This is a genomic window from Paenibacillus gyeongsangnamensis (assembly GCF_027533625.1).
Taxonomy (GTDB): domain Bacteria; phylum Bacillota; class Bacilli; order Paenibacillales; family NBRC-103111; genus Paenibacillus_G; species Paenibacillus_G gyeongsangnamensis.
The window spans coordinates 1-21327 of record NZ_JAQAGZ010000018.1 but is presented as its reverse complement, the minus strand read 5'-3'; the positions used below and the strand labels follow the sequence as shown (position 1 = coordinate 21327).

General features: G+C 50.1%; 17 protein-coding genes and 2 pseudogenes. 9 read left to right on the top strand and 10 right to left on the bottom strand.

Features of this window, described 5'->3' with window-relative positions; translation table 11 throughout:
* Window positions 1-14: 14 nt before the first annotated feature.
* The 4 genes from O9H85_RS24540 (at window position 15) to O9H85_RS24525 (ending at window position 6791) form a co-directional block, all read left to right on the top strand.
* Window positions 15-1220 carry a sensor histidine kinase gene (locus O9H85_RS24540; RefSeq protein ID WP_269884048.1) on the top strand — a complete coding sequence of 402 codons (1206 nt, stop codon included), beginning with the start codon at window positions 15-17 and terminating at the stop codon, window positions 1218-1220.
* Between the two features lie 5 nt (window positions 1221-1225).
* Window positions 1226-1846: a response regulator transcription factor gene (locus tag O9H85_RS24535; RefSeq protein ID WP_269884047.1), complete on the top strand. Its 621-nt coding sequence runs from the start codon at window positions 1226-1228 to the stop codon at window positions 1844-1846.
* Between the two features lie 246 nt (window positions 1847-2092).
* Window positions 2093-2335: a hypothetical protein gene (locus O9H85_RS24530; protein WP_269884046.1), complete on the top strand. Its 243-nt coding sequence runs from the start codon at window positions 2093-2095 to the stop codon at window positions 2333-2335.
* Window positions 2336-3506: 1171 nt separating this feature from the next.
* Window positions 3507-6791 (top strand): S-layer homology domain-containing protein, encoded by a 3285-nt coding sequence (locus O9H85_RS24525; RefSeq protein WP_269884045.1) that lies wholly within the window; start codon window positions 3507-3509, stop codon window positions 6789-6791.
* 87 nt (window positions 6792-6878) lie between these two features.
* Here the strand turns inward: O9H85_RS24525 and O9H85_RS38220 are convergent, their stop codons facing one another.
* Complete coding sequence (locus tag O9H85_RS38220) at window positions 6879-7157, bottom strand: hypothetical protein (RefSeq protein WP_269884044.1); 279 nt, start codon at window positions 7155-7157, stop codon at window positions 6879-6881.
* A 95-nt stretch (window positions 7158-7252) separates the two neighbouring features.
* On the opposite strand from O9H85_RS38220, the gene O9H85_RS24515 reads away from it, so the two are divergent.
* Window positions 7253-7618, top strand: coding sequence for a LytR/AlgR family response regulator transcription factor (locus tag O9H85_RS24515; RefSeq protein WP_269884043.1), 366 nt, complete (start codon window positions 7253-7255; stop codon window positions 7616-7618).
* 198 nt (window positions 7619-7816) lie between these two features.
* Here the strand turns inward: O9H85_RS24515 and O9H85_RS24510 are convergent, their stop codons facing one another.
* Window positions 7817-8245, bottom strand: coding sequence for a MarR family winged helix-turn-helix transcriptional regulator (locus tag O9H85_RS24510; protein WP_269884042.1), 429 nt, complete (start codon window positions 8243-8245; stop codon window positions 7817-7819).
* 120 nt (window positions 8246-8365) lie between these two features.
* On the opposite strand from O9H85_RS24510, the gene O9H85_RS24505 reads away from it, so the two are divergent.
* Window positions 8366-8953: an NAD(P)H-dependent oxidoreductase gene (locus tag O9H85_RS24505; RefSeq protein ID WP_269884041.1), complete on the top strand. Its 588-nt coding sequence runs from the start codon at window positions 8366-8368 to the stop codon at window positions 8951-8953.
* Between the two features lie 131 nt (window positions 8954-9084).
* On the opposite strand, the gene O9H85_RS24500 is transcribed toward O9H85_RS24505, so the two are convergent.
* The 8 genes and pseudogenes from O9H85_RS24500 to nikC form a co-directional block, all read right to left on the bottom strand.
* The gene (locus tag O9H85_RS24500; protein WP_269884040.1) at window positions 9085-9972 is read right to left on the bottom strand and encodes a DMT family transporter; all 888 of its coding nucleotides are present in this window, start codon (window positions 9970-9972) and stop codon (window positions 9085-9087) included.
* A 15-nt stretch (window positions 9973-9987) separates the two neighbouring features.
* On the bottom strand, window positions 9988-11301 hold the full coding sequence (locus O9H85_RS24495; protein ID WP_269884039.1) for a sodium:solute symporter family transporter: 1314 nt from the start codon (window positions 11299-11301) through the stop codon (window positions 9988-9990).
* A 2-nt stretch (window positions 11302-11303) separates the two neighbouring features.
* Entirely contained in the window at window positions 11304-12002 is a 699-nt protein-coding gene (locus O9H85_RS24490) for a response regulator transcription factor (RefSeq protein WP_269884038.1), read from the bottom strand.
* Window positions 11999-12769, bottom strand: coding sequence for a sensor histidine kinase (locus O9H85_RS24485; RefSeq protein WP_269884037.1), 771 nt, complete (start codon window positions 12767-12769; stop codon window positions 11999-12001). The genes O9H85_RS24490 and O9H85_RS24485 overlap by 4 nt, the downstream gene beginning before the upstream one ends.
* Window positions 12770-12842: 73 nt before the next feature.
* A pseudogene (locus O9H85_RS24480) lies at window positions 12843-13811 on the bottom strand (ABC transporter ATP-binding protein); the annotation flags it as partial.
* A gap of 26 nt (window positions 13812-13837) precedes the next feature.
* A pseudogene (locus O9H85_RS24475) lies at window positions 13838-14864 on the bottom strand (ABC transporter ATP-binding protein).
* Window positions 14865-14878: 14 nt separating this feature from the next.
* Window positions 14879-15799, bottom strand: a complete 921-nt coding sequence (locus O9H85_RS24470; RefSeq protein WP_269884035.1) for an ABC transporter permease — start codon at window positions 15797-15799, stop codon at window positions 14879-14881.
* 51 nt (window positions 15800-15850) lie between these two features.
* Entirely contained in the window at window positions 15851-16750 is a 900-nt protein-coding gene (gene nikC / locus O9H85_RS24465; RefSeq protein ID WP_269884034.1) for a nickel transporter permease, read from the bottom strand.
* Between the two features lie 188 nt (window positions 16751-16938).
* Between nikC and O9H85_RS24460 the strand changes: the two genes are divergently transcribed.
* Genes O9H85_RS24460 through O9H85_RS24450 form a run of 3 tightly spaced genes read left to right on the top strand, consistent with a single transcriptional unit; the run spans window position 16939 to window position 20903 of the window.
* On the top strand, window positions 16939-18165 hold the full coding sequence (locus O9H85_RS24460) for an amidohydrolase (protein ID WP_269884033.1): 1227 nt from the start codon (window positions 16939-16941) through the stop codon (window positions 18163-18165).
* Window positions 18162-19646: an amidohydrolase family protein gene (locus O9H85_RS24455; protein ID WP_269884032.1), complete on the top strand. Its 1485-nt coding sequence runs from the start codon at window positions 18162-18164 to the stop codon at window positions 19644-19646. Before O9H85_RS24460 ends, O9H85_RS24455 begins: the two co-directional genes overlap by 4 nt.
* Before the next feature lie 30 nt (window positions 19647-19676).
* Window positions 19677-20903: an amidohydrolase family protein gene (locus O9H85_RS24450; RefSeq protein WP_269884031.1), complete on the top strand. Its 1227-nt coding sequence runs from the start codon at window positions 19677-19679 to the stop codon at window positions 20901-20903.
* Window positions 20904-21327 lie beyond the last annotated feature (424 nt).

The following is a 21327-nucleotide window of genomic DNA, read 5'->3' as shown; positions in this document are numbered from 1 at the left end:
TACTGAAAGACTTTTTGCTGCAACTGGCGCTTAATGCGATTCTCATATTCTCCTACCATATTTTTTTTGCTGAGAAGTATGAGCGAAAGAAATACGAGAAGATTACATTAACTGTATTATATGGGTTATCCGTCCTTTTGTGCATGTCATTCCCTGATATTTTTGCTTTCGATTATCGTGTGGATATCAGAATCGTTCCACTGCTGCTAGGGACGTTATATGCAGGCTGCGGAGCAGGGCTCGCGCTTTCTGCGTTTATCATCTTATACCGAACCTTTATCGGGATCGATTTGGGGCTTGTCACGACAACGCTGACCTTATTATTCAGCATGCCGGTCATCCTATACTTTCAAAAATTCTTTGCCCTCGCAAATAAGAGCAAAAGGATACAAATTGCTCTTGCGCTACTGACCTTCTATAGTCTGGTTGGCATAACAACTGTGTGCGCGGTCAGAGGGATTTCATTGCTAACGGAGCTTCATATTCATTCCATTCATATTGTTATTAATATAATAGCGGTGCTATTCTTCACCTCACTGAACGAGATGATAAGGGAAATGGTGAGCAAGAATAAGCAATTGCAAGATGATGTCAGGGAGGCGGAAATCGCCTTTTTGCGTTCCCAAATCAAACCTCATTTCCTGTACAACACGCTGAATTCGATTGCCGCGTTGTGCGTCAAAGACTCTGGTAAAGCGGAAGAGCTGACGCTGGAGTTTGCACAGTATTTGAGAAGAAGCTTTGACTTCAAGCATCTGGATTCTTTGTCGACTCTTGAAGATGAGTTGGTGTTGGTGCAAGCGTACCTCAACATCGAAAAGGTGCGTTTCGGTGCGAAATTGAATGCGGAATATGACGTGGATACGAATCTCGACATCCGGATGCCCCCGCTGATCCTGCAGCCACTGGTGGAAAATGCCGTAAGGCACGGACTGATGTCCAATCTGACTGGGGGAACGGTAAAAATATCGGTTAAACGGATGACGGATGCTGCCGTCGGCATTGCCGTAGAAGATAACGGTTGCGGTATGAGCAAGGGGCAGCTGGCGGAAATCCTCCAACCGAATGGCAACAAGAAGGGCGTTGGGCTAAGGAATATTATTCAGCGCATCAAACTGATATACGGAACAAGCGTACATATTGAAAGCGTGGAAGGAAAAGGCACCAAGATTTATTTCGACCTTCCTATGCAAGCCAGTCAGGTGCGGAATGGAGGATAAAGCGGATGATGCGAGCCTTGATTGTGGATGACGAACAATTGGCGGTGGAACGTATGGAGATGATCCTGTCCGCTGTCGGCGATATTGACATATGCTGCACCTCTCTGAACCCGTGGGATGCGTATGAATACGCGAAGACGAATCGCGTCGACATCGCGTTTCTGGATATCTCTATGCCGGAAATAAACGGGATAAGGCTGTCCAGCCTGCTGCTTGATCTCCATCCTTCCCTAGATGTGGTTTTTGTCACCGGGTACGACAACTATGCAGTTCAAGCCTTTGATATGGGCGCGCTGGATTATCTGTTGAAGCCTGTAACCACTGAGCGAATGTCAAAGACGCTGGACAGGATCAGAAGAAGACATCGGCACGAGACGGTGAGGCCCTCCGATTCATATTCTGCACTACCGGCTGAAGAACGATTTGAACAAGTCATGCTGACCGAACAGGAGACAAGGGTTATACAGTTGATTACCGATGGCTTCTCGAACAAGGAAATGGCGGATCATCTGAACATCACGACGGAAACGGTTAAATTTCATCTTAAGAATATATACAGAAAGCTGAATGTCAACAACCGGTTGCAGGCTCTGCAGCGTGTCATGGAATTAAATAAACGGATATAAGCGAGCCCTTTTCTCCCTCATACCTACCCATTCGGGTAGTATTTTTTTTGTCCAGAACAGTTTAAGATGAAGGTAATGGTTCGAAAGGCTTGGAAATAGAGAGAAATTGTCGTTTTGTGCCACTGGTTTTGAAGAGTCTGTCAAGAATTTTGTGAAAACTAAGTTATACCAAAGTTTGGTTCCGGACTTGATAACGTAAAAGTTGAGTATGAAGGCTCCAAAATTTCCAAGTGGAACTTCCTCAAAATGATGATTTCCAAAAAAGCGGACTTAACTAAAACATCGCCAGAGGATGTAAAAAGGCTGAAAGTGACCAATGACCTTCAAAGAGGAGGAAAAAATGAAAAGAAAACGATTTTTATCAACACTTGTAGCCGCTGCTTTGACTTTGTCAGTGTTACCGTTTGTACCAGGTGGGGGAGTGGCGCAAGCAGCAACAAGTTTTACCCCAGCAGCACTAGTGAATGGGGATTTTTCTTATTCCAATAATACCTTTTTTCCACATTTTTCTGTTGCAGACGGGAGCGATCCTAATCTAGGGTGGTATGTCGCACCAAATCTTAATTCTGGGAATACTTTGAAGCCTGATACTGGTTCTAACTTTAATCACAATCATAGTCTCGAAACCAATGCCCCAGGCATTTATGGTTTAAGTACTACTTTACCCAATGGTCTGGTGGTTAATCAAGTCGCTGAGGCAAATGGTACAACACAAACGGCATTATACCAAAAAGTTAAGACAACGCCCGGAGAAGTCATTCAGTGGTCTTTTTACCATGGGGGACGAAATATTAGTCAGACACAAACATTGAATGCGATTATCGGCTTCGACTCTTCCCTAGATGCGAATCCCACTTATGATAATTTCACGGCACTTGGGAATTTAGCGGCTACCAGTGGGGGCAATATTACGAAAACAACGGATATAGTGCCTGCCGGAACATGGCAGCTAATATCTGGCACTTATGTTGTGCCAGCTGGACAAAATTATACCTATTTTGTTTACCAAAGTACTTCTCCGAGTTCTCCCGATAATGACGCAGTAGGGAATGTCTTAGCGGCTGTAAAGTTCAACACGTTGATGTCGCCGTTAGCAGTTTCAATGAATCCTGATGGGATAACAGCAACCGCGTCGGGGTATTATACAGGCACTTCAACTACCATTTACTATCAATTTTTTGATTCCAACGGACAGCCTGTAGGGAATATCGCCAGTGCGACCATCACTAAAGACGGGACTAATAATTTCACAGCACCCATCAACATACCGTCTCTAAGTACAGGAAGTTATACTTTAAAAGCATCTTTTGACAGCACTTTTCCTGCAAACTTGACAGCTCAGACAGCGTTTACCAGACTTGCACCACCTACAAATTTAAGCTGGAATGGAACAAATGCCGTATGGAATTCAGTAGTAAATGCGTCAGGTTACAGCATTCAACTGTACAAGGATGGCACCGCTGTAGGCTCACCAGTTTTAGTAGGATCGAATGTAAACACAACCGATTTTTCATCACTGATTACGAGCAATGGAACGGGAAAATATACATTTAAAGTCACAGCGAACGGAGATGGGCAGAGTTACCTAACGAGTCTTCAGTCAGACGCGAGCCAAGCGAGGCCGAGCATCACGGCGCAGCCGACGGGAGCAACGGTGAACGTGGGCGCCACGAGCCCGTCGCTCAGCGTAACGGCTACGGTGAGCGACGGCGGAACGCTGAGCTACCAGTGGTACAGCAACACGACGAACAGCAACGCGGGAGGCATCGCGGTCAGCGGGGCGACGAACGCCTCGTACGCGGCACCGACCACTGTAGTCGGCACGACGTACTACTATGTCGTGGTGACGAACACGAACAATGGGCAGACGTCGACCGCGACGAGCAACGCCGTGGCGGTGACGGTGAACCCGGCGACGCCGAACATCACGGCGCAGCCGACGGGAGCAACGGTGAACGTAGGCGCCACGAGCCCGTCGCTCAGCGTAACGGCTACGGTGAGCGACGGCGGAACGCTGAGCTACCAGTGGTACAGCAACACGACGAACAGCAACGCGGGAGGCATCGTGGTCAGCGGGGCGACGAACGCCTCGTACGCGGCACCGACCACTGTAGTCGGCAGCACGACTTACTACTATGTCGTAGTGACGAACACGACCAACGGGCAGACGTCGACCGCGACGAGCAACGCCGTGGCGGTGACGGTGAACCCGGCGAGGCCGAGCATCACGGCGCAGCCGAAGGGAGCAACGGTGAACGTGGGCGCCACGAGCCCGTCGCTCAGCATAACGGCTACGGTGAACGACGGCGGAACGCTGAGCTACCAGTGGTACGCGACGAACAGCAATATAGAAGGCACTGCGGTCAGCGGGGCGACGAACGCTTCGTACGCGGCACCGACCACTGTAGTCGGCACGACGTACTACTATGTCGTAGTGATAAACACGAACAACGGGCGGACGGCGATCGCGAGGAGCAACGTCGTGGCGGTGACGGTGAACCCGGCGACGCCTTCAGCGCCCACAGCACTTTCAGCAACTGCCGGGAACGGGCAAGTGACGCTAACTTGGAGCGGTGTTTCAGGGGCGGTCACCTACAGTGTGTACGAGGGAATGGCTTCTGGTTCGTATGGCTCCACCCCTGTCGCGACAGTGACAGGTTCGACCTACAGTTACCAGGCAACAGGCCTGACGAACGGGACGACCTATTACTTCGTGGTCAAAGCAAGCAACGCGGGAGGAAGTAGCGGCAACTCCAGCGAAGCGAGCGCAACTCCCGAACCCAACCTTTCAGTGGTTTATAACAGCAACGGCGCTACGTCCGGCAGTGCGCCGACCGATAGCGGCACCTATACGCCGGGAGTCACAGTGTCGGTATATGGCAACAACGGAAATCTGGTGAAGGTGGGCTACACGTTCGCAGGTTGGAACACGGCGGCGGATGGAAGCGGAACGAGCTATTCTCCCGGTGCATCGTTCCCGATGGGTGCGTCGAATGTGACGTTGTATGCTCAATGGCAATCTGCAAATGCGTTGTTGTCGGGCTTGTCCGTAGATCAAGGAACGTTAACAACGGCATTTTCGACATCGCAATCGAATTATAGTGTAAGCGTGCCGTACACCGTTTCGAGTCTCAATATGTTCGTGACCAAAGGAGATCCCAACCAAACGCTCACGGTTACTGGTGCGACTTACAGTTCAGTAACGGGCAATGTGTATGCTTATAATGCTTCAAACTTGGTTGTCGGGTCTAACCCGATTCAGATTGTGGTGACAGCGCAGGATCTGACGCAGAATACGTATACTCTTACTCTCAACCGTGCAAAGAGCAGCAATACCGACCTAAGCGGATTGACGCTGTCGAGCGGTACGCTAACCCCTGCGTTTTCAACCGGAACAAGCGAGTATCTTGCAAGTGTGGGGAATAGCGTATCCACCATAACGGTAACGGCCAGCGTCTATGACAGCAACGCAACGATGACAGTGAACAACGCAGCGGTTGCGAGCGGTCAGGCAAGCGGCGCATTAAACCTGAATGTCGGGTCTAACACAATCAACATCATTATAACCGCACAGGATGGCACGACAAAGACGTACACCGTGGCGGTGACGCGCAAAGCGGCCCATTCGTCATCGTCCGGCTCGACCTCAACGGGCAGCAGCCCGTCTGACATCCCTGCAGCATTCCACCTCTTGGTGAACGGCAAGGAATATAATCAAATAGCTACAGGTACTACAACCGAAGAGAACGGGAAGACCGTACTGACGGCCAAAGTAGATGCCGACAGTTTAGCGGCGCAGCTGGCGCAAGAGGGGGACAGACCGGTCGTCACGATTCCGGCAGCCACGGTGAACGCAGACAAAGTGGATGCGGTTCTGACCGGGGATACGGTAAAAGCCATGGAAAACAAGCAGGCGACGTTGGAAGTGCAGACGCCCAACGGGAATTACAAGCTGCCTGCAGAGCAGATCGTGATCGACCGCTTGGCCTCGCAGCTTGGCGGGCAAGCGAAGCTTTCGGACATTGTCGTCCATGTGGAAATTGCGAAAAGCGATGCGGAGAAAGTCAAGCTGGTGGAAAGCTCGGCGGGGAAAGGCGAGTTCAGTATCGTCGTGCCGCCGGTTGATTTCACAGTGACCGCCACGTATAATGGCAAGACGGTGATGGTAGACAAGTTCAGCTCCTACGTGGAGCGCGAAATTCCGCTGCCGGAGGGCGTAGATCCGAAGAAGGTTACAACCGCAACCGTGCTTGCGGCGGATGGAACCGTTCATCATGTCCCAACCCGCATCACGCTTCGCGACGGAAAATACTACGCGGTCGTAAACAGTTTGACGAACAGCACGTATACGCTGATCTGGCACCCGGTGACGTTCGCGGACGTGGCAGGACACTGGTCCCAAGCCGCTGTGAACGATATGGCATCACGGATGATTGTCACTGGCGCAGATGCAACGCATTTCAAACCGGATGCGGCCATCACCCGCGCCGAGTTCGCGGCGATCATCGTGCGGGCGCTGGGACTGGCCGAGGATGGAAACGCCACTGCTTTTAAAGATGTGAAGTTTGGCGATTGGTATGCCGGCGCGGTGGCGAAAGCTCAGGAGTACGGCATCATCGACGGATACGAGGACGGAACATTCCGCCCGGGCCAAACGATCACCCGCGAAGAAGCAATGGCGATCATCACGCGGGCGATAAAGATCACAGGACTTGATGCAAGCGTCAGTAAAGCGGACGCAGACGCCGTGCTTGCCTCCTTTGCGGATGGCTCGGCGGTAGACGCATGGGCGAAGCAGGCGGTTGCGGCGACGGTGAAGATCGGACTCGTCTCAGGCTCGGATGCGGGACTGCAGCCGGCCAGCAACATCACCCGAGCGGAGACGGCGGCCATCGTGCAGCGGATGCTGATCAAGGCCAAGCTGATCGACAGCGGAAATTCGTAGAATTCCAAGCTGAAACAGGGCTGCTCCGGAGATGATCGTTTATCCGGGGTATCTTGATTAAAGATGACCTGACTCCATCATTAACGGTTATTGGGGCGACTGACGGCAAGATGCAAGCGCCGGTATCGTCAGTCGTTTTCCGGACGATTCGTTGAGATGGGTCGGCACAGCGACTATGGCAACAGGCTTCGCGGACGACAAGGACATCCCGGACTGGGCGAAAGGCTCTGTGGCGGCCATGAAATAGCTCGGCATTATCGAAGGAAAAGGCGCGAACCAATTTGCTCCGGGCGATAAAACGACAAGAGCAGAGGCGGTTACGGTGCTGCTGAAAATGCTGGCGCACAAGGGCAAGTAAATGAACATTTTGCAAGGCTGCTTTGAAGTCAAATTCAAGGCAGCCTTGTTTTTGAATGATCTGGATTCCCCTGCTGCCGATCAGGCGTATTGGAGGTTGAATCATGTTGCGAGCCATGATCGTGGATGACAAAGCTTTATCGGCAAAGCAGTTGAAGAAGATACTGGAAAAGAGCAGCGATATCGAAATATGCCATGTGTTTTTGAATCCTCTGGAAGCCTATGATTATGTAAAGGCGAATTCGATAGATATCGTATTTGTAGATATTCTCATGCGGGAAATGAGCGGGTTTAGGCTGTCCAGCTTGTTGCTTGATCTCGATGCTTCCATAAAGGTCGTTTTCGTAACCGCAAGTGACGATTATGCGATCAAAGCTTTCGAGATGGGAGCGCTGGATTATCTGAAGAAGCCGGTAACCGCCCTGCGCATGTCGAAAACGTTGGATAAGGTTAGAAGGTGGCATTGGTGAGGGGGGGACCTCGTCCATGAGCTAGTGGGGATGGTAACAATGATTGATCGGTATCTTCGAAGGGTCAAAATAAGTCACGCGGAGGGGATGGAGTGGATTGAATCAGGGCACCCTTGCCTCAGGGTGCCCTGAAAATTTCGTCTTAGAGATGATAGGCTGAACCGTAATCGTAACGGCAAGTGAGCCTTCGGCTCGTCTTTAATAAAACACTTTGGTATGAAGAAGATCGAGCGCACGCTCAATTTCCTCCAGTTCTTCATCGGAAATCGTTCCTATGCGTTGGACGAACCGGGCTTCAATGCGTCGAAAAGCCTCGTTCATCATCGCTTCCCCTTTTTCGGAAAGCCGAATAAATTGCTTCCGCCTGTCTTCGGTAACGGTAACTTTTTCACACAGTTGTTTTTCGCTTAATTTCCTCATCTCGCGACTTGTGTTTGGCATGGACATATGCATACATTCACTGATTTCACTGAGAGTAACAGGCTGACTGACGGCAATATATTCGAGTATTTTATATTGAACCAACGTAATCGCTTCAGATTTAACATCTTTTGTCAACTCGTTCGTTATTTGGTGGACGGCGGCTGTGAAGGCCACAAATTTACGAAATATGGCGTTGTTATCCATAAGCTCACCTCTTACTGCCATAGTAGCAAATTATTTATCAAAAAACAATTATCAATTGACAAGTATAAACGAGGTGTGCTAGTCTTTGCTTATCAAATGATAAGTAAAAGGGGCGAGAAGATGAAAACGCTGGTTATCTACACGCATCCGAATCAACAGAGCTTAAGCTATGCATTTTTGCAGGAGGTCATTAGAGGATGCAAGGAGAATGCGAAGATAGAAGAGGTAAAAGTCTTGGATTTGTATGAGGAGGGCTTCAACCCGGTCCTGATTTTTAACGAGAACAAACGCAGGAGAGATATGCATGCCGACCCGGACCTCGCTAAATACCGAGATCAACTTAGGTGGGCTGACAAAATTGTTTTTGTATATCCAATCTGGTGGGGCCGCCCTCCGGCTATGCTCTTGGGATATATAGACCAAATGTTTGCTTCGGGATTTGCTTATAAAGAGACTGGCGGACTTTTTCCGGAAGGACTTCTGAAGGGAAAGTCGGTAGTTTGCATCTCGAGTATGAAGGGACCGACTCATTATCCATTCATTTGGTTGAATAACGCCCACAAAACATTAATGCGAAAAGCGCTTTTTAACTTTGTAGGCATCAAAAAAGTGAAGTTCTTTGAGTTTGGAAGCATGGAGAGTCCACGGGGAAGACATAAGGAAAAACTAAATAAAATCTATCGCTATTTTATAACGGTAGACCAGTAACAACGGAGAGAACCCAAATGACTTGCCGTTACAGACAGCGCGGTGAACCGTACCACAAGTAAAGGCAAGTTTTTTGAAGTTGGTTACGCATAAGGCGTGAAAAACGTATCAAGCGGGCATTTTCACGCATGCTAATGCGGAAGCGCGCTTGGCGATTTCTTCTTGGGAAGCGTTAATGATGCCAACGTAACGCCGCCTACGATGAACAAGGAACCAAGCAGCTGCTGCGAAGTAACGAGCTGGCCGAGTACCAGATAGCCGACGACCATGGCGACGAACGGCTCCAGATTTGAGAACATCGCTGCTTTGGCTGCTCCGACCTTTTGCAACTGGCTGTTCCAAATGAGGGTAACCACGCCGTGCATCAAGATGGCGGTCAACAATAACAAGGCCCACGCCCAACCTTCATGACTGACCACCCAGCCTGTTCCTTGACTCAATGCGACCGGTACGATCGTACCGAACCCAATCAATGTGGAATATACCGTAGTAATCAGGGGAGGGAGCCTTCGGGAAAGCAATCTTACGAGTACAATGGAAATTGCAAAAGTCAACATCGTTACGAAAATCCAGAGATGGCCGATCGTAAAGTGAAGCTCCGTGCCATTATAAACGACGAGAAACACACCGGAAATGGCCGCGAGAGAGCCTATCAACATGGCCATCGTGAAGGTTTCTTTTAAGAATAATACGGCTAATAGGGCAGTCGTGATAGGGGTTAATGCGAGAATAAGCGCCGATGTGGTCGGGTCTGCCGTTTGAAGTCCTTGATAAAATGACCACTGGTTGATAAATACGCCGATTATGCCGAGGAGGATGAGCAGTTTCCACTCATGTTGGTGTATAGCGATGAAACGACGCCGAACCCATGTATAGCTGAGTAAAAACAGGGAGATAAAAAACAGGCGGCCCATGCATAGAAAAAGAGGGGAGAACTGCTTAACAAGCAGGTTCCCGAACACAAAATTGCTCCCCCATATTGTCACGCAAACCATTAACAGCAAATAGGAACGAAGCATACAGGTAAATTCCTCTCAATGATTTCCTAATTGTTTCTTCAGCAGCTTGCTTCCCAAATGCATCATAACGAGCAGGCTGGACACCATCATGCTAACCCACACGGCATCCAGGTTTCCGACTTTATACCAGCTAGCGTAGCCTGAAGCCATTCCGATTAGTGCGCTAAGAGGGACGAAATTGTCAGTTTTGCCTTTGTATAGCACAATGGCCAGGACAGGGACGATGAGCGCCGCATAAATAATGCCAAAGAAGAGGAGCAGCTCCAAAAGCGTCGGTGTGAAATAATAGGTAAGCGCAAAGGAGAGCACGCCGATAACAATCGCAATCATGTAGCCCATTCGCATCTTCTGTTTTTCATCCGCGCCTGGATTAAAGTAAGGATACACGTTGCCCACGATCAGACTGATCATCGAATGCAGCCCGGCTCCGAACGCGGAAATGATGGCCCCGAAAGAACAGAGGACGAACAAGACCAATAAGAACACCGTATCGATTTTGCGGATCAGGTCATAAAGCAGCGAGTAGATGTTGTGAAAGCCGCCGGTAAAAATAACGATCATGATCAGCGATGAAAAGGCTAAAGGGACGGTTGCCCAAATGAGCCCGGAAAGCAGGAAAGTGGGCACGATTTTTTTCTCTTCAATCATGTAGAGACGCTGCCAGGATGCTTGGTCGATAAATACCTGCCCGAAGCCGATTAGTAAGCCCGTGACGATAAAAAATAACCCCTCATGATTGTTCAGCACAAGCAGGTAGGGATGATACAAGCGAATTCCCTGATATACATGCTCCACGCCTCTTTCAATAAAGAAGTAAAGCGGAAGGAGTATGGCCGCGGTAAACATAAAGATGACTTGAACGAAGGCCAAACGATGAATAAGTACAATCCCGCCGAACCCCACGTACAAGACGCAGCAGAGGAAAAAACAGAGCATGCCGATGGAAATCGGGATGCCGAACAAGATGTTGGTCAATACGCCCGCGGCCATACCCTGTACAAACATGCCTTCGATACTGATGATCAGCAGGATCGCGATCATCATCCAATAACCAAGTCGGTGAAGCTTGACTTGAAAAAAATCGCCGATCGTCTGTCCTTCAGCGAGCTCTTTGCGCACTCTTTTTCCAAGCCAACCAAAAGACATGAGAGCGATCGCACCCATCAGTGCGTAGCCGATTCCGCCGAAGATGCCATATTTGACCAGTGCCTCGGGTGAAGCGAAGATGGTATTGCCCGTCACCCATCTCGCCAGGATCGATATGACACCGACACCTATGCCGATCTTGGCGGCGCCCTGAACATATTCACGAAATGATTGGTACTGCAAGGTTATTTCTCCCTCTCGCGATATTCTTTAGGTGTCAGGTTCAAGCTCTTGCGGAAAATCGTACAAAAGTAATGCTGGCTGTTAAAACCGGCTTTCTCAGCCACGGTAGATATGCTCCAGTCCGGGTGGGCGATCAGGTATTTCTTGGAGACATCAATGCGGTATTGCATCAAATACTCAGAGAAAGAAACGCCTACCTCATCATGAAAGCGGCGGCTTAAATAGGTCGGGTTAATGTGCACCTCGGCGGCAATGTCGGCAAGCGAGAGCTTGTCCGCAAACTTTTCATGGATGATCGTTAAGGCGTCATAAATAACGTGCGAGTAATTGGCATGAGGCATTCGGTCACGGTATTTGCCCAGAATATCAACCAATTCGCTTTGAATGACCGGTTTCGTCATATAATCAACCACACCTAGGCGGATAGACTGCTTGGCATAATGAAAGTTTTGATAAGCGGTCACGATGATCAGCTCGATGTCCGGATTGTGCTGGCGCAATTCTTCTCCAAGCTCCAAACCTGACTTTCCCGGCAAATTAATATCCAGAAAAGCAAGGTGAATCTTAACCTTCTGGCTAATCGCTACAGCCTGACAACTGTCAGAGGCTTTGTACAGCTTCCAAAACGGGAATAAGGGATTAATCAGATATTCAAGCTGTTCCAGTTCAAGGGGCTCGTCGTCGACCAGCAATACATTCATTTGGGCACCTCTTTTACATTAAGCTCTGAGATGTATGGCCACTTCACTTGCACTTCGGTACCTGTTTCAGAGATGGATTGCATGGATATGCCGGCCCGATCCCCGAAATATAAATGCAGCCGGCGCCGAATGTTGTCGAGGCCATGCCCGCTTTTATTCTCGTCCGGCATCGCCTCCGGTTCCACCCGGCCATTATCGAAAACCAGCAGAATAACGTATTCATTGTCACAGAGAAAGCGGATGTTCAGAACAACCCCGCCCATTTGCCGCTCCAGCCCGTGTTTGAACGCATTCTCGACGATCGTTTGCAAAACATAGGGTGGAATATAAGCTTCCAGGATGGCCTCATCACACTCTAGCGTTACCGTGAGGCGGGAGCCGAAACGCAGCTTCTGGATCTCGATGTAGTACTCCGTGTAGCGAATCTCCTCCCGAAGAGGGATCAAGGGTTCGGTGGATTTGTACTTGAATTTAAGAAATTGGGAAAAGACTTCCAGCGCCCGAACTAATTCCTCCGTACGTCCCAAACGGGCCAAAGTTAAAATAACGTTCAAGGTATTGAATAAAAAATGGGGCTGGATCTGCTGATTTAACTGACTGTACAGCGACTGCTGCAGCTCTTTTTCCAGCTCGATTTTTTTCGCTTTGTTTTCCAACAGGTCAATGCGCTTTTCAAAAACAAACAGAAATAATAAAGTAATAGCTCCAATAATTGGAGCCAAGATGAAAAACAAAATGAGTATGGTAAAGCCCTCAAAGCTAAGCATGGGATCCCTTCTGCTTTACAGGTTATGGTTGCTTCCATATTATCTTAAATTAGTTTATAAAGTATGAGCTGCTTTATCCGTTTACCAGATGACAGGCGACCTGATGTCCTTCTTCGGTAAAACGAAGCTCAGGTTCCTTGGTTTTGCACGCTTCGACGGCATGCGGGCAGCGTGTATTGAAGCGGCATCCCAGCGGCGGATTGATCGGCGAGGGAACATCGCCCGTTAACAGGATTCGCTCTTTCTTTTCCTTTTGGCCCAGTACGGGAATCGCGGAAAGCAACGCTTGGGTGTAAGGATGCTGCGGATTGTCGAACAGTGTTTTTTTATCCGCGATTTCTACGATTTTACCCAGGTACATCACCATCACCCGGTCCGAGATATGGCGCACTACGCCTAAATCATGAGAAATGAACAAATAAGTCAGCTTATATTGGTTCTGCAGCTTTTTCAGCAGGTTCAGCACCTGGGCTTGGATGGATACATCCAGGGCGGATACGGCTTCATCGCAGATGATGAGTTTAGGCTCCACGGCCAGTGCGCGTGCGATACCGATCCGTTGGCGCTGGCCGCCGCTGAATTCGTGCGGATACCTGTCGATATGGTCATCGCGTAAACCTACATGGGCCAGCAGTTCCTGGATTCGCTCCAGCCGTTTCTCCTTCGGAATGACATCTTGAATCGCCAGCGCTTCGCTGAGGATTTGTCTGACGGTTTGCCGAGGATTGAGCGAAGCGAACGGATCCTGGAAAATGACCTGCATGTGCTTGCGAAGCTTTCTAAGCTCGCTCTTGTTCAGGTTAAGCACATCCAGATCTTGAAAGCGGATATCCCCGTCCGTAGGTTCGTCCAGTCGTAATATAGCACGTCCTGTGGTTGATTTGCCACACCCGGATTCACCTACGATGCTTAGCGTCTCTCCTTCATAGATGGTAAAGCTGATATCGTCTACGGCCTTGACATGGTTGACCGTTCTCCCGAAGATGCCGCCTTTGATCGGAAAGTATTGTTTCAGATGGCTGATTTGGACTAAAGGGTGCTTGTCTTGGCGATGCTCCACAGGTAAGGTCATATGCGTGCTCCCTTCGTAATCGTATTCGCTTCCGGCTGTACGTCCCACTCCGGTGTGTAGATCCAGCAGCGGACCTGGCTGCCGTTGTCGGCTTCGGTAAGTTCCGGAAGTCTGTTTAAGCATAGGTCTGTCGCGTGGGGACAGCGCGGAGCAAAGCGGCATCCGGCAGGCATGTTGTAGGGCAACGCTCCCCTGAATAGCCTGCAGTTCTTCCTGGTCTTGGTCCGGACGAGGCAGCGAGTTCAACAATCCCTTCGTATAGGGATGCTTGGGATTATCAAACAGCTCGCCGGCTGTGCTGTATTCCACGATCTTGCCGGCATACATGACGGCAACACGATCGCATGTTTCGGAGACGACGCCCAAATCATGGGTGATCATGATGATGCTCATGCCCAATTGCTTCTGCAGCAGCTTCATCAAATCCAGGATTTGCGCTTGTACGGTGACATCGAGAGCGGTGGTCGGCTCGTCGGCAATCAGGATTTCCGGATTGCAAGCCATCGCCATGGCAATCATGACCCGCTGCCGCATACCGCCGGATAATTCAAACGGCTCCTGTTTGGCGCGTTTCTCCGGGGATGGAATGCCTACCAAGCGGAGCATGTCTACGGCTTTATCCCAGGCTTCCTTTCTTCCAAGCTTTTGGTGATGACGGAACACTTCCGCGATTTGCTCTCCGACCGAGTAAACAGGGTTCAAAGAAGTCATTGGTTCTTGAAAAATCATCGAGATTTTGTTGCCGCGAATCGAGCGCATCTCGTTTTCTGTTTTTTTGACTAAATCTTCTCCCTTGAAACGAATTTCTCCGTTCACGATTTTTCCGGGAGGGCTTGCGATCAACTGCAGGATGGAAAGCGAAGTAATACTTTTGCCGCAGCCGGATTCTCCGACAAGCCCCAGGGTTTCCCCTTTGTAAAGCGTAAAGTCAATGCCGTCGACCGCTCTGCTTACGCCTTCACTGGTAAAGAAATGTGTCTGAAGATTGCTGACTTCCAAAACCTTTTCTTGTTGTTTAAGCATCCTGTTCCCCCCATTTAATCCAGCTCGATCCGTTTGTTGAAGTTGCGATAAAGTACGTCGACGGCAAGGTTGACGATGACGAAAATGACCGAGGCGACAAGCACGCCGCCCTGTACCATAGGCAAGTCGCGCATGCGAATGGCATCTACAATGAGCCGTCCGAGTCCGTTAATGGCAAACACGGATTCCACCAGCACCGTTCCGCCGAGCAATACTCCGAATTGCAGTCCCACAACGGTAATGACAGGAATCAAGGTATTTTTGAGTGCGTGCTTATAGATGACGACGCGAACTTTTAACCCTTTGGCTTTAGCGGTGCGAATATAATCCTGGCGAATGACATCCAGCATGGTGGAGCGCGTCATCCTGGCGACAATAGCGGCGCCTGAAGCGCCTAAGGTGATAGCAGGGAGTACGACATGCTTCCATGTTCCCCAGCCGGCGACTGGAAAGAGGTGCAATTTTACGGAAAAAAAGTAGATGAGTGAAAGACCGAGACAGAAGCTGGGCAAGGATACGCCGAGTAATGCAATGATCATGATGGCAATATCAGCTGTTGTGTACTGCTTGGTTGCCGAAATGATGCCTGCGAGCATCCCAAGCACGATGGTGATGAAAATACTGGCCACGGCAAGCTCGATCGTAATTGGCAGACGGGTCATGATTTCGCTGAGTACAGGCAAATTGGAGCGCAGGGAAATGCCCAAGTTACCCCGAAGCACATCGGCAACATATTGGAAATACTGAATGATAAGCGGCTGATCTAACCCTAATTGATGGCGGATGCGTTCGACTGTTTCTGTTGAAGCCCCTTCCCCTGCCAGTAAGACGGCCGGATCCCCCGGAACGAGCTGCATAATCAGGAATACGACTAAAATGACGCCTAACAACACCGGGATCATCTGAAGCAGCCGGCGAATGATGTATACGAACATGGATATCCTCCTCAGAGTTTTCGTGAGAAAACTTGCTTCGAAAGCATAAGCTTAATGTTTCATTCTTGGATCCAAGGCGTCCCGGAGTCCGTCGCCAAATACGTTAAAGCCAATAACCAACGTCGAGATGGCAAGTCCCGGAAACAAAGCCAAAAATGGCACTGAAAAAAGAAAATCGCGTCCGTTGCTCAGCATGGCGCCCCATTCAGGCAATGGCGGCTGTGCGCCGAGTCCCAGGAAGGACAAGCCCGCTGCAGACAGAATGGCGGTTGCGAGTCTGAGCGTGATTTGAACGATAATCGGAGAAAGAATATTCGGAAAAATGTGAACGAAAATGATCCGAAGACCGCTGGCTCCCAATGAGCGAATGGCGTCGATGTACTCCAGCTTTTTGACCGACAGGGTGGATCCGCGGACGATCCGGGCGAACATCGGAATGGAAAACACGCCGATCGCAATCATCACGTTGATTAAGTTTGGACCTAGCGCACTGACGATGGCGAGGGCGAGCAAGATGCCGGGAAAGGCAAGCAGCACGTCGATGATGCGCATGATGATCGTATCCAGCCATTTTCCGTAATAGCCTGCAAACAACCCGAGAATGATGCCGAAGAAGGCACCGATAAAGACGGCGACAAACCCTACTGAGAGTGAGAGGCGTGTCCCGAAAATCAACCGGCTTAACACGTCCCGCCCCTTATCGTCTGTCCCCATCCAATGCTCGGCTGAGGGCGGTTTTAATTTGTTCGCTAATTCAATCTGATAAGGGTCATGCGGAGCCAGCAGCGGTGCGAAGACCGCGACAAAGATGTAGAAAAGGATGACGCACCCGCCGACCATGGCCAGCTTATTTTTTCGAAACTTAAGATAAAACGTCCTCCATTTGTTCGTGCGAACCGATCGTTCCTGTTTTGGTAGCGCTTGCTTTTGTGCGGTATAATCAACATTCATAACAGCAAACCTCCTTTGTTAAGTTAAAGTTATCAGAAAAAGATGCGAAGTAAATAAGCTTTGATGAACTCGTAAAGATACTTAAAATAGAGGTAAAGATACTGAAAATAAAACACAGAATATTCTTTATAATTGAGGTTGTACGTGCGAATCAAACCGAATTTTGGAAAAGGAAGGATGAACAATTCGTGAGTTCTGCTTATTGGTTAACCAACGTTCGTTTGGAAAGCGGCTATTTGTATGAGAATGAGGCGATAGCCGGGACAGAGACAGAAATCTGTCATTTACGAATTGAGAGCGGTATCATTCGTGAAATCGTTTCGGCTGAAACACCTTTGCAGACCGATCTTCCGAGGCATGATGGAAAGAAGCTGCTTTTGCTGCCATCGTTTATTGAGAAGCATGTTCATTTGGATAAGACCCTGATCGGGGATAAGTGGCGCGCTGTGATCCCTGTAGCCAATCTTGTGGAACGCTGCGAATTGGAAAAACGGATCCTGCCTTCGCTGCCGACCACAACCAAGGAACGGGCAGCGGGCCTGCTGGGTACGCTGCTGAGGGCCGGCTCGACTGAAGTGCGGACGCATGTGGATATTTATCCGGAAGCAGGGCTGAGCAACCTGGAAGCGGTGCAGCAGGCGTTAGAGCAGTATCAGGGGAAGCTTTCTTATGAAATCGTGGCTTTTCCGCAGCATGGTTTGCTGCGTTCCAAGTCCAGAGAACTGGTGAGAGCGGCACTTCGTGAAGGCGCTACCTTAATCGGCGGCGTCGATCCTGCAACCGTGGACGGAGACATCGAGAGGTCTTTGCAGCAAATGATGGAGCTGGCGATTGAGGCGAATGCGGGCGTGGATTTGCATCTGCATGATGCGGATTACTTGGGTACTTTTACGATGAGGCGTTTGGCAGCGTTAACAATGGAAGCGGGTATGCAAGGGAGAGTGGCAATCAGTCACGCGTTCGGTCTGGGTGAAGTGCCTGCCGGAGAGGCGGCTGATCTGGCAGCCATGCTCGCGGAAGCAGGCATTACGATTATCACCAGTGTTCCTCACAGCAGAACAATTCCGCCGGTTCCATTACTGCAGGAAAAAGGGGTTTCGGTTGCCGCCGGCTGCGACAATATTTTCGATACCTGGCAGCCTTTCGGCAACGGCGACGTCCTCGAGCGGGCAACCCGCTTAGCGGAACGGTTCCGCTGGATTGATGAGCGCTCCTTATCGCAGTCTCTCGGTTTCATCACCGGCGGCAAGACGCCGCTGGATCGGGAAGGCAATCGTGCATGGCCGAAGATTGGCGATGAAGCGAACATGGTGCTGGTGGATGCCGCATGTACGGCGGAGGCGGTCGCAAGAAGAGCGAAGCGCAGGGCTGTCTTCTACCAAGGACAAATCGTCGCGGGAGAGGTGCGCGAATGATTGATTTGCAGCTTGTTCACGGTGTCGTCATTACGATGGATCAACAAAGGCGCATTCTTGAGGATGGTGCCGTTGCCATTCATAATGGAAGAATTCTGGAAGTAGACGATACAGCACGGCTACTGGAAAAGTATGAAGCGACCAAAACAATCGACTGCCATCATCATTGTGTGCTGCCCGGACTGATTGATGCGCACGGACATGGCGGCCATTCGATGTTCAAGACGATCGCGATGGACAACATCAGTTTTTGGATGCCGATTATGACGCACACGTATAAGCATATGGTCACGGATGAGTTCTGGTATTACGAGGGGAAGCTCAATGCGCTTGAACGCTTGAAGGCCGGGGTGACGACGGGGGCCTGTGTACTCGGCTCGATGCCGCGCTCGGACGATCCGATCTTTGCCTTAAATCATGCCAAAGCCTATGCCGAGGTCGGCGTGCGTGAAATTGTGTGCACAGGTCCTTGTAATCCGCCGTGGCCTCATCCGTTCAGCCGCTGGGTAGACGGCAAGCGTATAACGAGAGAGGTGACGTATCAAGAGGTGCTGAATGGAGCCGAGGCGGTCATTGAAGCGCTCAATCATGCGCACAACGATCGCATTCGCGCCTTTATCACGCCGTTTGTCATCGTCACGTCCGTCAACCCTTCGGCTCCGACACCGGCGGATCAGCTGTACGGTTTGACCGAGCATGACCGATATCAAGCGAAAAAAATTCGCGAGATCGCCAGAAAGTATGGCACGCGGATTCACTCCGACGCTTTCGGAGGCATGATCCATTTGGCGATTCAGGATAAAGAGAACGCGCTGCTGGGGCCTGACGTGCATCTGCAGCATTGCCGCGGTATCTCCTTTGACGAAGCGCGCATTCTGGCCGAAACCGGCACGAATGTCAGTTCCGCTCCAGGCTTTGGACAAGTCAACGCACGGACGCCGATCACTGAACTTATCGAGATGGGAGCGACTGTGGCGATTACGACGGACGGCACTTCGCCATCGGCCAGCTTCGATATGTTTCAAGCGATGCGCAAAACGCAGATGCTGCATCAGGCGGCACTAAAGGATTACTACTATTTGCCTCCCGGCAAGCTGCTGGAAATGGTAACCATAGACGCAGCTCGCTGCGTAGGGTGGGATGATGAACTGGGATCACTGGAAGCAGGGAAGAAAGCGGATGTCATTACGGTGAACATGCGGCAGCCTCATTTGACCCCTGAATACATGTATGTGCACCGGTTGGTGTATCAAGCCGTAGCGAACGACGTCGACAACGTCATTGTGGATGGGCAGCTGGTAATGGAAGACCGCAAAGTGCTCACCGTAGATGAGCTGCTGGCGCTCGATGAAGCAAATGATGAAGCGAAGCGGACCATTGAGCGTGCGGGCCTGCAGAAGTATATGGAACCGACCAAATATTTTTGGGGCCATGCACGGGTTTATGTGGACGAGAAACGTTTTGATCCCGAGCTGCTGTAAGAGAACTTCAATAGAAAGGGTGTAAAAGTCATGGTCATGGCTTCGACTTATTGGTTGACTAATGTGCGTCTGGAGAGCGGCTACCGTTACGAGAATGGAATCATCGCCGAAACGGAAACGGAAATCTGCCACCTGCTTATTGAAGATGGGAAGATTGCGAAGATCGTCTCTGGGAATACTGTGATAGATGACGTAACGCCGAGACAGGATGCCAAGAACCTGCTGCTGCTCCCAGCGTTCCGCGATATGCATATTCACATCGATAAAACGTATTACGAAGGGCCGTGGAAAGCATGTACGCCTCCAGTGAATATCTTTAAACGCATCAAGGAAGAAGAGACACTGCTTCCTCGTCAGCTGCCGACAGCCAGAGAGCGGGCGGAAGCGGTATTGGGTCTTTTGCAGAAGAACGGGAGTACGCATATCCGAACGCATTGCAATATTGACCCCCACATCGGCTTGAAAAATCTTGAAGCTACCCTGCAAGCGCTGGAAACTTTTTCGGGCAAGCTCTCCCATGAAATCGTAGTCTTCCCGCAGCATGGCCTGCTGCGCAGCAACGTAGTGAATATGGCCCGGGAAGCGCTGCGTATGGGGGCGAATTTCATGGGCGGCGTAGACCCGGCTACCGTCGATCAAAACATCGAGAAATCGCTCGACACGATTATGGAATTGGCTGTAGAGGCGAACGCCGGTGTGGATATTCACATTCACGATCCGGGTCATCTAGGCATGTTTACTTTCAAAAGACTAGCCGCTCTGACGGAGGAAGCGGGCTGGCAAGGACGCGTTACGGTGAGCCACGCCCTTGGTCTGGCCGATGTTCCGGTTGAACTGCAGAGCGAGGTGGCGGAGTTGTTTGCCCGGCTCGGCATTTCCGTCACATCGACCGTACCGATCAACCGGGCGACGATTCCGTTCCCGCTGCTCAAGCAAAAAGGAGTCTCGGTTTCGCTCGGCGACGACAGCATCACGGATCATTGGTCCCCATTCGGCCAAGGAGACAGCTTGGAAAGAGCCGGGCGTCTGGCAGAGCGTTTCCGCTGGAGCGATGAGCGGTCGCTGTCAGAGGCACTCGGCTTTATTACAGGCGGCAAGCTTCCGTTAACGAAGGAAGGCGAACGCGTCTGGCCGGCTATCGGCGACGAGGCCAGCATGGTTCTGGTTCATGCAAGCTGCTCAGCGCAAGCGGTGGCGCGCAGAGCCGAACGGCAAGCGGTTATCTATCGCGGAAGTATCGTATCCGGTTCATTATGAGGTAAGAAAGCACAGCTTCTCTCTAGGGTTGAGGGGCTGTGCTTTTTTTCGCTTTTGAATCGAAAAGAAGTAAAGATTTTTTAAATAGAAGTAAAGATTTTTTAAATAGAAGTAAAGATTCTGAAATTAAATAATCAGAAAATTATTTATTATCTAAATCACTGGCGTTGCATTAATTTTCTCTGAATGTTCATAATCTTCTGCCTTTCTATCATCAGGGCATAAAAAAATCCTTTACAATGAAATGGCAGGTAGTTCCTGTCCATAATCCACTGAAAAGGATTAAGCCCATGGACAAGGATACTCTATTTTCTTCATTTGGTAAATGGTTAGCACCCATTTGTACGAAATCGTTCACGGAAAAAGTGAAGGAAACGAACCAAGATAAGTACGTCAAGAAATTCACTACGCTGTCCTATCTGAA